Annotated in this window: 17 protein-coding genes; 9 read left to right on the top strand and 8 right to left on the bottom strand. The window is 72.4% G+C overall.

Going from position 1 to position 13,106, the window contains the following annotated elements:
- Positions 1-11: 11 nt before the first annotated feature.
- Positions 12-1,265: a D-amino acid dehydrogenase gene (locus KA711_01085; protein ID MCM0607579.1), complete on the bottom strand. Its 1,254-nt coding sequence runs from the start codon at positions 1,263-1,265 to the stop codon at positions 12-14.
- 80 nt (positions 1,266-1,345) lie between these two features.
- Here KA711_01085 and KA711_01080 point away from each other — a divergent pair, with 80 nt between their 5' ends.
- The 5 genes from KA711_01080 to bamC are packed head-to-tail and all read left to right on the top strand — an operon-like array spanning position 1,346 to position 5,363.
- Entirely contained in the window at positions 1,346-2,563 is a 1,218-nt protein-coding gene (locus KA711_01080) for an MFS transporter (GenBank protein MCM0607578.1), read from the top strand.
- An 18-nt stretch (positions 2,564-2,581) separates the two neighbouring features.
- Entirely contained in the window at positions 2,582-2,719 is a 138-nt protein-coding gene (locus tag KA711_01075; protein MCM0607577.1) for a hypothetical protein, read from the top strand.
- Entirely contained in the window at positions 2,710-3,282 is a 573-nt protein-coding gene (locus KA711_01070; protein ID MCM0607576.1) for a class I SAM-dependent methyltransferase, read from the top strand. Before KA711_01075 ends, KA711_01070 begins: the two co-directional genes overlap by 10 nt.
- Before the next feature lie 34 nt (positions 3,283-3,316).
- Positions 3,317-4,195: a 4-hydroxy-tetrahydrodipicolinate synthase gene (locus KA711_01065; GenBank protein MCM0607575.1), complete on the top strand. Its 879-nt coding sequence runs from the start codon at positions 3,317-3,319 to the stop codon at positions 4,193-4,195.
- Between the two features lie 25 nt (positions 4,196-4,220).
- Positions 4,221-5,363 carry an outer membrane protein assembly factor BamC gene (gene bamC / locus KA711_01060; protein ID MCM0607574.1) on the top strand — a complete coding sequence of 381 codons (1,143 nt, stop codon included), beginning with the start codon at positions 4,221-4,223 and terminating at the stop codon, positions 5,361-5,363.
- A 463-nt stretch (positions 5,364-5,826) separates the two neighbouring features.
- On the opposite strand, the gene KA711_01055 is transcribed toward bamC, so the two are convergent.
- Together KA711_01055 and KA711_01050 are read right to left on the bottom strand one after the other, a co-directional pair.
- Positions 5,827-6,312 carry a hypothetical protein gene (locus KA711_01055; protein ID MCM0607573.1) on the bottom strand — a complete coding sequence of 162 codons (486 nt, stop codon included), beginning with the start codon at positions 6,310-6,312 and terminating at the stop codon, positions 5,827-5,829.
- Between the two features lie 14 nt (positions 6,313-6,326).
- Complete coding sequence (locus KA711_01050; protein MCM0607572.1) at positions 6,327-7,571, bottom strand: cupin domain-containing protein; 1,245 nt, start codon at positions 7,569-7,571, stop codon at positions 6,327-6,329.
- Between the two features lie 49 nt (positions 7,572-7,620).
- On the opposite strand from KA711_01050, the gene KA711_01045 reads away from it, so the two are divergent.
- On the top strand, positions 7,621-8,142 hold the full coding sequence (locus KA711_01045; GenBank protein MCM0607571.1) for a peptidylprolyl isomerase: 522 nt from the start codon (positions 7,621-7,623) through the stop codon (positions 8,140-8,142).
- A gap of 34 nt (positions 8,143-8,176) precedes the next feature.
- Here the strand turns inward: KA711_01045 and dut are convergent, their stop codons facing one another.
- The 5 genes from dut to KA711_01020 form a co-directional block, all read right to left on the bottom strand.
- Positions 8,177-8,626: a dUTP diphosphatase gene (gene dut, locus KA711_01040; protein MCM0607570.1), complete on the bottom strand. Its 450-nt coding sequence runs from the start codon at positions 8,624-8,626 to the stop codon at positions 8,177-8,179.
- On the bottom strand, positions 8,623-9,867 hold the full coding sequence (gene coaBC, locus KA711_01035) for a bifunctional phosphopantothenoylcysteine decarboxylase/phosphopantothenate--cysteine ligase CoaBC (protein MCM0607569.1): 1,245 nt from the start codon (positions 9,865-9,867) through the stop codon (positions 8,623-8,625). Before coaBC ends, dut begins: the two co-directional genes overlap by 4 nt.
- An 11-nt stretch (positions 9,868-9,878) precedes the next feature.
- Positions 9,879-10,631, bottom strand: a complete 753-nt coding sequence (locus KA711_01030; protein MCM0607568.1) for a UPF0149 family protein — start codon at positions 10,629-10,631, stop codon at positions 9,879-9,881.
- A complete protein-coding gene (locus tag KA711_01025) occupies positions 10,628-11,200 on the bottom strand; it encodes a GNAT family N-acetyltransferase (protein ID MCM0607567.1) in 573 nt (190 codons plus the stop codon). Before KA711_01025 ends, KA711_01030 begins: the two co-directional genes overlap by 4 nt.
- 351 nt (positions 11,201-11,551) lie before the next feature.
- Positions 11,552-11,764: a hypothetical protein gene (locus KA711_01020; protein ID MCM0607566.1), complete on the bottom strand. Its 213-nt coding sequence runs from the start codon at positions 11,762-11,764 to the stop codon at positions 11,552-11,554.
- 490 nt (positions 11,765-12,254) lie between these two features.
- Between KA711_01020 and KA711_01015 the strand changes: the two genes are divergently transcribed.
- Genes KA711_01015 through KA711_01005 form a run of 3 tightly spaced genes read left to right on the top strand, consistent with a single transcriptional unit; the run spans position 12,255 to position 13,103 of the window.
- Complete coding sequence (locus KA711_01015; GenBank protein ID MCM0607565.1) at positions 12,255-12,557, top strand: urease subunit gamma; 303 nt, start codon at positions 12,255-12,257, stop codon at positions 12,555-12,557.
- 47 nt (positions 12,558-12,604) lie between these two features.
- On the top strand, positions 12,605-12,772 hold the full coding sequence (locus KA711_01010) for a hypothetical protein (protein MCM0607564.1): 168 nt from the start codon (positions 12,605-12,607) through the stop codon (positions 12,770-12,772).
- A gap of 10 nt (positions 12,773-12,782) precedes the next feature.
- On the top strand, positions 12,783-13,103 hold the full coding sequence (locus tag KA711_01005; GenBank protein MCM0607563.1) for an urease subunit beta: 321 nt from the start codon (positions 12,783-12,785) through the stop codon (positions 13,101-13,103).
- Positions 13,104-13,106 lie beyond the last annotated feature (3 nt).

Genomic DNA, 13,106 nt, shown 5'->3' with positions numbered 1-13,106 from the left:
CCGTCGCGGCCTCAGGCGTAGCGCGCCATCGCCAGCCCGCTGACGTCGATCTCCGGCTTCCGGCCGCTCACCAGATCGGCGATCACGCGGCCGGTGCCGCAGGCCATCGTCCAGCCCAGCGTGCCGTGGCCGGTGGCCAGCAGCAGGTTCTGCACGGGGGTGGGTCCGATGATGGGCGTGCCGTCTGGCGTCATCGGGCGCAGGCCGCACCAGAAACTGGCCTTGCTGACGTCGCCGCCTTGCGGGAACAGGTCGGTCACCACGTGTTCCAGCGTGGCGCGGCGCGGCTCGCGCAGGGCCAGGCTGTAGCCGGCCAGCTCGGCCGTACCGCCCACGCGAATGCGGTCGCCCAGCCGGGTGACTGCTACCTTGTGCGTCTCGTCCATGATGGTGCTCTCGGGCGCGTGGGCGGTGTCGGTGATCGGCACCGTGATCGAGTAGCCCTTCACCGGGTACACCGGGATGCGCAGGCCCACCGGCTCGAGCAGCTTCGGGCTGTACGAGCCCAGCGCAAGCACCACCTTGTCGGCTTGCAGCAGGCCGGTGTCGGTGTGCACGCCGGTGATGGCGCCGCCGCCGACCTGCAGCGCCTGGATGCGGTTGTTCCATCGGAACTGCACGCCGAGCGCGGCGGCCATCTCGGCCAGGCGCTTGGTGAAGGCATGGCAGTCGCCGGTCTCGTCGCCCGGCAGCCGCAGGGCGCCGACGAACTTGTGCTGGGTGTGCCGCAGTGCCGGCTCGACGCGGCAGAAGCCCTCGCGGTCGAGCACCTCGAAAGGCACCCCGTACTGTTGCAGCACCTCGACGTCGCCGCCGATGCTGTCGAGCTGCTTGTGCGTGCGGAACAGCTGCAGCGTGCCCTGCGCGCGGTTGTCGTAGGCGATGCCCGTCTCGGCGCGCAGCGCCTTCAGCACGTCGCGGCTGTACTCGGCGATCGGCACCATGCGGCTCTTGTTCAGCGCATAGGCCCGCGCCGTGCAGTTGGCCAGCATGGCCGCGCCCCAGCGCCACATGGCCGGGTCCAGCAGCGGCCAGATCACCAGCGGGCTGTGCTGCATCAGCATCCACTTGATGGCCTTGAGCGGCACGCCCGGCCCGGCCCACGGCGCGCTGTAGCCCGGGCTCACCTCGCCCGCGTTGGCGAAGCTGGTCTCGAGGGCGGGGCCGCTTTGCCGGTCGACGAGTTCGACCTCGTGCCCGGCGCGCGCCAGGAAGTAGGCGCAGCTCACGCCGATCACACCGCCACCCAGCACCAGCACCTTCATGCAAGACCGCCTTCGAGAGTTGCGCCACTGTAGAGCGGCGGGCGCCGGCAACGTGACGCGAATTCTTCGACAATGCCCGAATGAATCCCGCTTCGACCCCACCCCGGCTGACGATGTGGCAGGTGCTGGTCTGCGGCGCCCTGATCGTGACCTTGAGCATGGGCATCCGCCACGGTTTCGGCCTGTGGCTGCAGCCGATCACGATGGACCGCGGCTGGAGCCGCGAGACCTTCGCCTTTGCGCTGGCCGTGCAGAACCTGGCCTGGGGCCTGGCCGGCCCGGTGGCCGGCATGTGGGCCGACCGCTACGGCGCCTTCCGCGTGCTCGTGGCCGGCTCGGTGCTGTACGCCGTCGGGCTGGCGGTGATGGCCTCGGCCACCAGCGGCATCGGCTTCCTGGGCGGCACGGGCCTGCTGCTGGGCATGGCGCAGGCCGGCACCACCTACGCGGTCATCTACGGCGTCATCGCGCGCAACGTGGCGCCCGAGAAGCGCTCCTGGGCGATGGGTGTGACGGCCGCAGCAGGCTCGTTCGGGCAGTTCCTGATGGTGCCGGTGGAGAACTGGCTCATCGCCGGGGCCGGCTGGCAGAACGCCCTGTTCGTGCTCAGCCTGGCGGCGCTGCTGATCATCCCGTTGGCCTTCGGCCTGAAGGAGCCCGCCCGGGCGGCTGCCACGGGCCCGCAACAGACGGTGCGCGCGGCGCTGAAGGAGGCCTTCGCCTACCGCAGCTTCCAGCTGCTGATGGCCGGCTACTTCGTCTGCGGCTTCCAGGTGGTGTTCATCGGCGTGCACATGCCCAGCTACCTCAAGGACCAGGGCCTGGCCCCGGGCGTGGCCACGGTGGCGCTCGCGCTGATCGGCCTGTTCAACGTGTTCGGCACCTACGCCGCCGGGGCCCTGGGGCAAAGGCTCGCCAAGCGCCACATCCTGGCGGCCATCTACCTGCTGCGCGCGGTGGCCATCGTGCTGTTCATCAGCCTGCCGCTCACGCCGACGAGCGTCTACGTGTTCTCGGCCGTGATGGGCCTGCTGTGGCTGTCCACCGTGCCGCCCACCAACGCCGTCGTGGCGCAGATCTTCGGTGTGCAGTACATGAGCATGCTGGGCGGCTTCGTCTTCCTCAGCCACCAGGTCGGCAGCTTCATGGGCGTGTGGCTCGGCGGGCTGCTGTACGACCGCACCGGCAGCTATGGCGTGGTCTGGTGGATCGCCATCGCGCTGGGCGTGTTCGCTGCGCTCGTGAACCTGCCGGTGCGCGAGACGGCCATCGTGCGGCCCCAGGCGCAGCCGGCCTGACGGCAACGGCGACAGGCGATGAACACGCTGCGACGCCACGGCCCGCGCATCGCCGCCTGGGCGGCGGTGCTGATGGCGCTGGCGCTGGTGTTCATCAGCTATCTCGACCCGCACCTGATGGTCGATCTGGCCAACCGCGTGTGGGCCTGCTTCTGAGCGCCCCCTCCGGCTGGGTGCGGCGTTTTGCCGGGCTCATCCGGCCCGGCGGCACGGTGCTCGACCTGGCCTGCGGCAGCGGCCGCCACGTGCACTGGCTCGCTGACCGGGGCTTCGCCGTCGCCGGGGTGGACCGCGACGCCGAAGCCCTGGCGCCGCTGGCCGGCCGCGCCGAGCTGATCGTGGCCGACCTCGAGGCCGGCCCCTGGCCGCTGCCTGGCCGCCGCTTCGACGCCGTGCTGGTGACCAACTACCTCTGGCGGCCGCTGCTGCCGCGGCTGGCGGAGGCGCTGGCCGACGACGGCGTGCTGCTTTACGAGACCTTCGCGCAGGGCCAGCAGAGCATCGGCCGGCCCTCGCGCGCCGAGTTCCTGCTGGCCCCGGGCGAACTGCTCGCAGCGTTCGCGGGCTTGCGCGTCGTGGCCTTCGAAGACGGCTTCGAGGAGCCTGCCGCGCCCGCCCCCCCGCGTTTCGTGCAGCGGCTGGCCGCGGTGCGGCTGCCGTCGGCCGAGGGGATGGCGGGGGCGGCCGCTAAAATCCGTCGCTTTCCTCTAGAGCCCTGAGGGCCGCGCGACTCGCGGCCAGGGGCACCGGCCCATGAATCCCATCGCAGGCAGCATCGTGGCGCTCGTCACGCCGATGACCGACGACGGTCGCGTCGACTTCGACGCGTTCAAGCGCCTGATCGACTGGCACATCGCCGAGGGCACCGACTGCATCGGCGTCGTGGGCACCACCGGCGAGTCGCCCACGGTGAGCATGGAGGAGAACTGCGAGCTCATCCGTGTGGCCGTGCAGCACGCCGCCGGCCGCGTGCCCATCATGGCCGGCACCGGCGCCAACAGCACCGCCGAGGCCATCGAGCTCACGCGCTACGCCAAGAGCGTGGGCGCCGACTGCCACCTCTCGGTGGTGCCGTACTACAACAAGCCCTCGCAGGAGGGCATCTACCGCCACTTCAGGGCCATCGCCGAGGCGGTGGACCTGCCGATGGTGCTGTACAACGTGCCGGGCCGCACCGTGGCCGACCTGCAGCCCGAGACCGCGCTGCGCCTGGCGCAGGTGCCGCGCGTCGTGGGCATCAAGGAGGCCAGCGGCGACATCGGCCGTGCCGGCTGGTTGATCAAGCACGCACCCGCCTCCTTCGCCGTCTACTCGGGCGACGATCCCACCGCGGTTGCGTTGATGCTGCTGGGTGGCCGGGGCAACGTCAGCGTCACGGCCAACGTCGCGCCACGGCGCATGCACGAGATGTGCGTCGCGGCGCTCGAAGGCGACCTGCGGCGTGCCGTGGCGTTGCACCTGGCACTTCTGCCGCTGCACAAGCATCTGTTCTGCGAATCCAGTCCTGCCCCCGTGAAGTGGGCGCTGGCTCAGCGGGGTCTTTGCAGTGCACACGTGCGGCTGCCGCTGGTCCCCCTCACCGAGAGTGGCCAAGCCCTGGTGCGCCAGGCGCTGGCCGACTGCGGACTCTGACGCCCGCGCCCCCGAACCCGAACCGATGAGTCACGCCTTGCGCAACACCCCCCGCCTCGCCCTGCCGTTGCTGGCAGCCTCCCTTGCGCTGTTGGCCGGCTGTGGCAGCCTCGGCGGCGACAGCGTCGACTACCGCAGCACCGCGGTGGGCGCCAAACCGCTCGAAGTTCCGCCCGATCTGAGCCAGCTCGCGCGCGACTCGCGCTACCAGAGCCCCGGTGGCGTCATCAGCGCCGCGGCCTCGAACGCACCGGCCGCGGCCGGTGCGCCGGGCGCACCGTCGGTGGCGCTGTCCAGCGTCGGCAGTCTGCGCATCGAGCGCAGCGGCCAGCAGCGCTGGCTGGTCGCGCCGCAGCCGCCGGAGCAGTTGTGGCCGCAGTTGCGCGCGTTCTGGGAGGCGCGCGGTTTCCAGATCGCGATGGAAGACGCCAAAGCCGGCGTCATCGAGACGAACTGGTCCGAGAACCGCGGCAAGTTGCCCAATGACGTGGTGCGCAACCTGCTCGGCCGCCTCGCCGGCAACCTGTTCGACACGGGCGAACGCGACCAGTTCCGCACCCGGCTGGAGCGGGTCGAGCTCGGCGGCGGCCGGATCGGCACCGAGGTCTTCATCAGCCATCGCGGCATCGAGGAGGCGGTGGTCTCACCGACCGGCGCACGCGACGACAACACCACCCGCTGGCGGCTGCGCCCCTCCGACCCGCAGCTCGAGGCCGAGATGCTGGCACGGCTGATGGTGTCACTGGGTGGCGTGCGCGACGAGCCGGCCGCGCGGACCGCCGTGGCGGCAGCGCCTGAGGCCCCGTCGCGGGCACGCCTGGTGGTCGACGGCACGGCGCTGGAGATCGACGAAGCCTTTGACCGCGCCTGGCGCCGCGTGGGCCTGGCGCTGGACCGCGGCGGCTTCACGGTCGAGGATCGTGACCGCACGCTCGGCATCTACCACGTGCGCTATGTCGATCCCAAGAGCATCGGCAAGGAGGAGCCGGGCTTCTGGTCGCGCCTGTTCGGCAACACCGACAACCCGCTGGAGGTGCGGCGCTTCCGCGTCGTCGTGCGTGCCAATGGCGCGCAGACCGTGGTGGCCATCCTCACCTCGGCCGGCGCGGTGGACCAGGGCGAGAACGGCAAGCGGGTGGCGTCGCAGTTGCTGGCCGAGTTGCGCTGACGCGCCGCCCGTTCGATGACCATGCAAAAGGCCGCCCGAGGGCGGCCTTCTTGTTGCGCGGGCCCAGTGCAGGGCCCGGTGCTCCGGCGGGTTACTTCGAAGCGGCCGAGGCCGGCGCTGAAGCGGCCCCAGGGGCGGCAACGGCCGGCGCTTGCGCGGGGGCCGGAGCAGGGGCGGCAGCCGGGGCCGGGGCCGGGGCCTCTTCCTTCTTGCCGCAGGCCGCCAGGGCAAAGGCGGCAACCAGGGTGGCCAGAACGAGCGACTTGTTCATGATCTCGATACTTCCTAAATGAGGAGTGGGTTCAGGTGGCTATCAGGGCGGAATTCCGGTGCCGTTGCCTTCGCTGAGGGCTGGTTGGCCGCCCTGCCGGAAAACCCGATGCACCGATCGGGTGCCTGCGCGGTGTGATTTCTTCCGCGTGACACACAACCGCGCATTCTAGGCGGAACCCTAGGAGATACCCTAGAAGCCCAAGGTCCACGCCGCAATCCAAGGGTTCGATCGTTGCAAAACCGCGTCAGTCTTGTCGTGCCCGAGGAGCGGCGCACGGGGCTCCAGCGAGGTTCGGCCGAGGCCTTGCGTGGCCTCGAGGCGCGCCGCAATCATGCGGCGGTTGCCAAACAGCGCCGACGGCAGAACGGATGACAGTTCGACGGGTGCCTCGCAGGCCACGACGGCGTGAATCCAGTCGAGCCGCCACTGCACGAAGCGCGGAAACCGGCGCTCCATCGTGTCATTGCGGGCCGCCAGCAACACCATCCGCCGCTGCGGCAAGCGCAGCCACCCACACAGCGAGGACAGCATCGCCGCATCGTCCCAAGGCCAGATGTCGCCGAAAGCGAGGTCGAGCGCCGTGAGGGTGCGGGTACCGTCGGCGATGGCGGTCGCCACGGCCCGGCGCACCGCGGGTGCGAAGTCCTCCGGCACGTCGATGGCGGGCGGCGGCAAGGCACTCGGCCCCGTCATGCAGCCCCTGCGCTGGCGGGGCCTTCGGCGTGCACCCAGCCGTCGGCGAGCCATTGCGACAGCAGCGCGGCCGCGCCCGCGCCGAGGCGGCGGCGCTCTGCGGCCTGCAGCCGCCGGCAGTCGGCCAGCCGCTGCATCAGCTGTGCGTCGCGGCCGGCGGCCTCATAGGCCTGGCCGTTGATGAAGACATGATCAGCGTCGTAGAGCATGCGCGTGCGACGGTCGAGCACGACGGCACCGGCGGCGCTTGCCTCGCCGCCGGCCTCGAAGCACACGCCGGGCTTGGGATCGCTGAGCGACTCGCCCAGCGTGCGCGCCAGCCAGCGAGGATCTTCGTCGAGCGCGCGCTGCACCGCCTGGCGTGCGAAGTCGGCCAGCGCCACGGGCAGGGCGGCGGGCGTGGTGGTGGGAGGCTGGCGCGGATCACGGTAGCGCCTGCCGCCCGGCTCGGCGCTGGTGCCGCGTTCCTCGGCCAGCGCCTCGGCCACCTCGTCGGCCAGCCGCCCGATCAGGTCGGCCGCCAGTTCGCCCATCGAAGGCGCGCGGAAGCCCACAGAGCAGGTCATGCAGTCACCGCCGACGGCCACGCCGTCGTGGCCCCAGCCCGGCGGGAGGTAGAGCAGGTCGCCGGGCTCCAGCACCCACGCCTGCTCCGGCTCAAAGTGGCGCAGCAGCTTCAGGGGCGCACCAGGCACGAAGCGGGCGTCCTGCCCCGGGCGCAGTGGGCCGATTCGCCAACGGCGTCGTCCCTGCACCTGCAGCAGGAACACGTCATAGGCGTCGAGGTGCGGGCCGACGCCGCCGCCGTCGCTGGCCCAGGACACCATGAGGTCGTCCAGCCGCGCATCGGGCACAAAACGGAAGGCGTCGAGCAGCGCGCGCGCGGCGGGTACGTGCAGATCCAGACCCTGCACCAGCAGCGTCCAGCCCGGCCTCGATGCGGGCGGCAGCGAGCGCCGCGCGAAGGGCCCGTGGCGCACGCGCCAGTCGGCCGCCGCGTTGCCGGCGCCGCGGCGCTCGACCAGGCGCGACTCCGTGCCCTCTTGCCCCGCCAGCGCAAACAGGCCTTGCCGCGGCAGCGGCGACTGCACACCAGGCCAGGCCTGGCGCACCAGCAACGGCTTCTTTTGCCAGTGATGGCGCATGAAGCGCGCGGGGCTCAGGCCGCCCAGCAGCGGCAGCGGCTGGGTCAGCGCCGCCGCGCCGGGCGGCACGGCCAGGGTCGGAGTCGGGCGGCTCATCGGCCCCATTGTGGGCTTGTGCGGGGCGGCGCTGTGCCATCATTCCCTGATGATCATCACGAGCCCCTGCGTCGTGAGCCTCACCTGGCAGCTGGCCGACGCGCAGAACAACCCCATCGATGCCCTGGCCCAGCCGGTGGAGTTCTTCTACGGCGGCGACGACCTCCTGGCCAAGGTCGAGGAGGCCCTGGCCGGCCACGCCGAGGGCGCCGAGCTGCACCTTCACCTCGAGCCCGAGCACGCCTTCGGCGACTACGTCCCCGAGCTCGTCTGCTTCGAGGCGCGCAGCCTCTTCCCCGAGCAGCTCGAGCCCGGCATGGCCTTCGAGGGCCTACCGGCTGGCGCCGTGACCACCGGCATGCCCGCCGACGCCGTCTACGTGGTCACCGAGGTCTATCCTTCGCACGTGGTGCTGGACGGCAATCACCCGCTGGCCGGCATGGCGCTGCGGCTGCAGGTGCAGGTGCGGGCCGTGCGCGAGGCCCGCGACGAGGAGATCGAGGCGCGCAGTGTGGGCGGCGGCTTCGTCTCGGTGCTGGACGGGCGCCCCACCGGTCACCCTGCGCACTGACCCTGGGTCCGACCGTTGGACGCGCCCGGGCGCCTCAGGCGCGCCCAGTGGACCCGAAGCCGGCGGCGCCGCGCGCGCTGGTGCCGAACTGCTCGACGACGCGGAAGCGCGCCTGCACCACGGGCACGATCACCATCTGCGCGATGCGGTCCAGCGGGTTGATCGTCACCGGCGCGGAGCCGCGGTTCCAGGCGCTCACCATCAGCGGTCCCTGGTAATCGCTGTCAATCAGGCCCACGAGATTGCCCAGCACGAGGCCTTGCTTGTGGCCCAGGCCCGAGCGCGGCAGCAGCAGCGCCGCAAGGCCTGGGTCGGCAATGTGCACCGCCAGTCCCGTGGACACGAGCTCGGCCTGGCCCGGCTGCAGCACCAGCGGTGCGTCGAGGCAGGCGCGCAGGTCCAGGCCGGCGCTGCCGGGCGTGGCGTAGGCCGGCAGCGTGGCCTCTATGCGCGGGTCGAGGATGCGCAGGTCGATCGTGGTCATGGTGTGCGGGGCGGCGGCAGCCGCGAGGCGATGGCGGCCACCAGCTGCCGAGCCAGCGCCAGCTTGCCGGCGCGCGGCAACTCGGTCGACTGGCCGGCCTCCACCAGCAGCAGCGCGTTGTCGTCGCGGCCGAAGGTGGCCGGGCCGAGGTTGCCCACCACCAGCGGCACGCCCTTGCTTGCGAGCTTGGCACGGGCGTGGCGCTCGACGTCCTCGCTCTCGGCCGCGAAGCCCACGCACCAGGGGCGCTGCGCCGCGGGCAGGCGCGCCACGCTGGCCAGCACGTCGGGGTTCTCGACGAAGGCCAGCGCGGGCACCACGCCGCTGCCGTCCTTCTTGATCTTGTGCGCCGCCACGTCGGCGGGCCGCCAGTCGGCCACGGCGGCGGTGGCGATGAACACGTCATGCGCGGGCGCCAGCGGCAGCACGGCGGCCAGCATCTCGCGCGCGCTGCCCACGTCGATGCGCGCCACGCCGCGCGGCGTGGGCAGCGCCACCGGGCCCGCCACCAGCGTGACGGCCGCGCCGGCCTCGGCCGCCGCGCGCGCGATGGCGAAGCCCATCTTGCCGCTGCTGCGGTTGGTGATGCCGCGCACGGGGTCGATGGCTTCATAGGTGGGGCCGGCCGTCACCAGCACGCGGCGGCCGGCCAGCAGCTTGGGCTGGAAGAAGGCCACGAGCTCGTCGCGCAGGTCCGCCGCCCCGAGCATGCGGCCGTCGCCCACCTCGCCGCAGGCCTGGTCGCCGGCGGCCGGGCCCAGCAGCGTGGCGCCGTCGGCGCGCACCTGGGCCAGGTTGCGCTGCGTGGCCGGGTGCGACCACATCTCGCGGTTCATCGCCGGGGCCAGCAGCAGCGGGCAGCGCTCGCGCGGGCGTGCCAGGCACAGCAGCGACAGGATCTCGCCGGCCCGCCCCTGCGCCAGCTGCGCGATGAAGTCGGCGCTGGCCGGCGCCACCAGCACGGCATCGGCCTCGCGCGTGAGGTTGATGTGCGGCATGGCGTTCCCCGCGCGCAGGTCCCACTGCGAGGTGACGACCGGCCGGCCGGTGAGCGCCTGCATCGTGGCCGGCGTGATGAACTGCGCCGCGGCCTCCGTCATCACCACCTGCACGGTGGCGCCCTCGCGCTGCAGCTCACGCGCCAGCTCGGCGGCCTTGTAGCAGGCCACGCCGCCGGACAGGCCCAGCACGAGATGACGGCCGGCGAGATCGCCGCCTGGGGGTTCGGACTCGGTTGACATGGCGCGCGACTCTAGACCACCGCGCCGTGGCACTTCTTGAACTTGCGGCCGCTGCCGCACGGGCAGGGGTCGTTGCGGCCCGGCTGCTGATCGACCCGCCGCGTGCCCGGCATGGGCGCATGCTCAAGCCAGAACAGGCGAAGGTCCTGCGCCGCGAACAGCGCACGGTCGATGGCGGCCTCGCGCGGGGTGGGCGGCGGCTCGTCGCCCTGGGCCGGCGGCACCGGCGCGTCGTCGGGCGTGGGCTTCATCAGCGCCTCGATGTCGCTCAGCAGATCGCCGAGCACCTCGCGCGCCTCGGCGTCGTCAGGCTGCACCCAGACGTCGGGGAACAGCGCCACGGCGGTCAGGAACCCCTCGGCCCACAACGCACCGCCCTGGAGCATGGCCTGGGCCTCGGGCTCCTGGGCAATCTCCTCGGGCAGCTGCTGGCCGTCGCCCCAGTCGTAGAGCAGCGGCTGCAGACGCAGACGGTCGGGGTCGTCCATCAAGGAGTCGGCGTCGAGCATGCGCCGCAGCGATGCCAGCCGGCGGGCGATGACCTCGTGGGCCTGGGCGACGTCGGCCGGGTCGGCGTAGGCGCGCTCGAACTCGTCGCCCAGCAGCGGGCCCAGCCACTGCGACAGCGGCAACTGGTAGGCGCCGGCGGCCACGGCGGTGAGCGCGCCGTCCAGCCACTCGGCCTGCACGCTGGAGCCGAAGCCCTGCAGCCGCTCGGCCAGGGCCTCAAGCGCGCCGGCTTCGTCGACGGCGTCGGTGATCATGCGGGGGCTCCTGGGGCCGGCCATGCGGCCGCCGGGGGGTTGGGGTGCAGTCGCGCCATCGACAGCACGTCGACGTAGCGGCCGTTGCGCAGCGCATAGGCGCGGTGGCGGCCCTCCTCCTGGAAGCCGAAGCGGCGGTACAGCGCGATGGCCGGCGCGTTGTCGACGAACACCGTGAGCTCCACGCGCAGCAGCTGCGCCCAGCGGTCGGCGTAGTCGCAGGCCGCCTGCATCAGCGCGGTGCCCACGCCCCCGCCCTGGTGCGCCGCCCCGACGCTGATGCCCAGCATGGCGGCGTGGCGGCGCCTCACGCGCTCCACGGGGTGCAGGCCCACGCTGCCCAGGAGGCTGCCGCCGCGCTCGGCCAGCAGCAGCAAGTCGGCGGTCTCGCCGGCAGCCGCCATCGTCTCCAGGCGCTGGCGCCACAGCGCCTCGGTCGGCCAGGGCAGCTGCATGAGGTTGGCGAAGACCGCGTCGTCGGCCATCTGCCGCGCCAGCGCGGCAGCGTCGGCGGGCGTGGCGCGACGCAGCGTGATCGGCGGCGAGGCCTCGGTGGCGGGTGGGCTCATCGGTGGGGTGACCTGTGGCGCCGAGGCGACGCGTTCCCGGCGATGAGCCGCATTGTCACGCCACCAGCACAGGGCGATGTCAGCCTTGCGGGGCACTCTTCTTGCGCCAGCGGGCCGCAGCATCCCGGGCGGCGAGCGTCAAGCCGGGCAATCGCGGAGCTCACGGAGGCCGTCCCGCAGCGGCCTGGGCCCCTTCCGCGATCGAGGACCCGGTGACGCGCCAGGCCGGCGGCGAGTCGCAGTGGGCCGCGCAGATCACGTTGCGCTACAAGTTCTGATCCACGGCCTTCGCGGCCTTTGCACGAAGGGCGGCCTGCGGGCCGCCCTTGTTCTAGGCCCTCGGCGGGCGGCTCAGGCCGGGCTGAGCCCCCTCACGTTCTGCAGTGTCAGCGCCGCCGCCGCGGTGCGTGTTGCCACGCCGAGCTTCTCGTGGATGCGCTCGAGGTGTTTCATCACCGTGGCCGGGATGGCGCCGAGGATGTCGCCGATGTCGCGGTTGGTCTTGCCCTTGTCCACCCAGTAGAGAACCTCGCTCTCGCGCAGCCTCGGGCAGAAGGCGCGCATGAGGGCCTGCACGGTCTCGGCGTCGTCCACCTCGTGCAGCACCACCAGCCCGTCGTCGTCCAAGGTGCGACCCTGCAGCGCGGCCACGAGCTGCCGGCCGTCGCGCGCCAGCACCTCGGGCGGGCGCAGCGGCAGGCGTGCATGCTTGGGGCCATGCCCCTGGCCTCCGCAGGGCCGCCCGGCTAGGAGCGTGGGCGGCAGAAATCCAGCCCCGCGTTGGGCCGACTTCGGGGCCCAGGCCAGGCGCCGCGCGCAGCCCGGGCTGTGCGCCCGGGCCAGCGTGGCAACGCCGCATGGGCCCCGAAATCGGCCCAACCCGAGGGGCCGGGGCGGCCAAAGCCGCTGGCGGGTGTTGCGCCGCTGGCGCGGGCGTCAAGCCCGCGCTGCGCGACCCGCCTACGCCAGTGGCTTTGGCCGCCCCGGCGCGGGGCTGGATTTCTGCCGCCCACGCTCCTAGCATGCGGGCACCGACCTTGCTGACCCTGACCGCATGGACCTGACGCCCCGAGAGAAGGACAAGCTGCTGCTCTTCACCGCCGCGCTGCTGGCCGAGCGCCGCAGGGCGCGCGGCCTGAAGCTCAACGTGCCCGAGGCCATCGCGCTCATCAGCGCCGCCATCCTGGAAGGCGCACGCGACGGCAAGACGGTGGCGCAGTTGATGAGCGAGGGCAAGACCGTGCTCGGCCGCGACGACGTGATGGACGGGGTGCCCGAGATCGTCAGCGAGATCCAGGTCGAGGCGACCTTCCCGGACGGCACCAAATTGGTGACCGTGCACCAGCCGATTGCGTGACGACCGCATCCGACCGGCGTCCGCCTGCCACCAGGAGAAGCACGACGATGAACAAGCTCCTTGCGGCCACCGCCGCGCTCACCACCACCTGGGCCCAGGCCCACGAGGGCCACGGCCTCCCCGGCGCCAGCCACGGGCACGCCACCGACGTGTTGGGCGTCGTGCTCGTGGTGGCCCTGGCCGCCGGCGCCTGGTGGTGGGCCCGCCGCAAGTGAGGGCCAGGCCATGATCCCCGGAGAACTGCTGGTCGACGACGACGGCGAGCACGCGCTCAACCCCGGCCGCCCCACGACCACGCTCGTGGTCGCCAACAGCGGCGACCGGCCCATTCAGGTGGGTTCCCACTACCACTTCGCCGAGACCAACGCGGCGCTGGTGTTCGACCGCCAGGCCGCCCGCGGCCAGCGCCTGAACATCCCCAGTGGCACGGCCGTGCGCTTCGAGCCCGGGCAGGAGCGCACCGTGACGCTTGTGCCGTACGTCCCAACGGTGGCCGGCCACCGCCAGGTGTGGGGCTTCCGCGGCCTCGTGAACGGCGCGGTCTGAGGA

The sequence above is a fragment of the Ideonella sp. WA131b genome, from assembly GCA_023657425.1.
Taxonomy (GTDB): domain Bacteria; phylum Pseudomonadota; class Gammaproteobacteria; order Burkholderiales; family Burkholderiaceae_C; genus Rubrivivax.
Note: the sequence above shows the minus strand (reverse complement) of the source record. Positions and strands in the feature narration are given on the sequence as shown.

What these genes read in the sequence shown, in the direction of transcription:
- KA711_01085 (MCM0607579.1), bottom strand. Translation starts at nt 1,265, where the DNA reads ATGAAGGTGCTGGTGCTGGGTGGCGGTGTGATCGGCGTGAGCTGCGCC.
- KA711_01080 (MCM0607578.1), top strand. Translation starts at nt 1,346, where the DNA reads ATGAATCCCGCTTCGACCCCACCCCGGCTGACGATGTGGCAGGTGCTG.
- KA711_01075 (MCM0607577.1), top strand. Translation starts at nt 2,582, where the DNA reads ATGAACACGCTGCGACGCCACGGCCCGCGCATCGCCGCCTGGGCGGCG.
- KA711_01065 (MCM0607575.1), top strand. Translation starts at nt 3,317, where the DNA reads ATGAATCCCATCGCAGGCAGCATCGTGGCGCTCGTCACGCCGATGACC.
- bamC (MCM0607574.1), top strand. Translation starts at nt 4,221, where the DNA reads ATGAGTCACGCCTTGCGCAACACCCCCCGCCTCGCCCTGCCGTTGCTG.
- KA711_01050 (MCM0607572.1), bottom strand. Translation starts at nt 7,571, where the DNA reads ATGAGCCGCCCGACTCCGACCCTGGCCGTGCCGCCCGGCGCGGCGGCG.
- KA711_01045 (MCM0607571.1), top strand. Translation starts at nt 7,621, where the DNA reads ATGATCATCACGAGCCCCTGCGTCGTGAGCCTCACCTGGCAGCTGGCC.
- dut (MCM0607570.1), bottom strand. Translation starts at nt 8,626, where the DNA reads ATGACCACGATCGACCTGCGCATCCTCGACCCGCGCATAGAGGCCACG.
- coaBC (MCM0607569.1), bottom strand. Translation starts at nt 9,867, where the DNA reads ATGTCAACCGAGTCCGAACCCCCAGGCGGCGATCTCGCCGGCCGTCAT.
- KA711_01030 (MCM0607568.1), bottom strand. Translation starts at nt 10,631, where the DNA reads ATGATCACCGACGCCGTCGACGAAGCCGGCGCGCTTGAGGCCCTGGCC.
- KA711_01025 (MCM0607567.1), bottom strand. Translation starts at nt 11,200, where the DNA reads ATGAGCCCACCCGCCACCGAGGCCTCGCCGCCGATCACGCTGCGTCGC.
- KA711_01020 (MCM0607566.1), bottom strand. Translation starts at nt 11,764, where the DNA reads ATGCGCGCCTTCTGCCCGAGGCTGCGCGAGAGCGAGGTTCTCTACTGG.
- KA711_01015 (MCM0607565.1), top strand. Translation starts at nt 12,255, where the DNA reads ATGGACCTGACGCCCCGAGAGAAGGACAAGCTGCTGCTCTTCACCGCC.
- KA711_01010 (MCM0607564.1), top strand. Translation starts at nt 12,605, where the DNA reads ATGAACAAGCTCCTTGCGGCCACCGCCGCGCTCACCACCACCTGGGCC.
- KA711_01005 (MCM0607563.1), top strand. Translation starts at nt 12,783, where the DNA reads ATGATCCCCGGAGAACTGCTGGTCGACGACGACGGCGAGCACGCGCTC.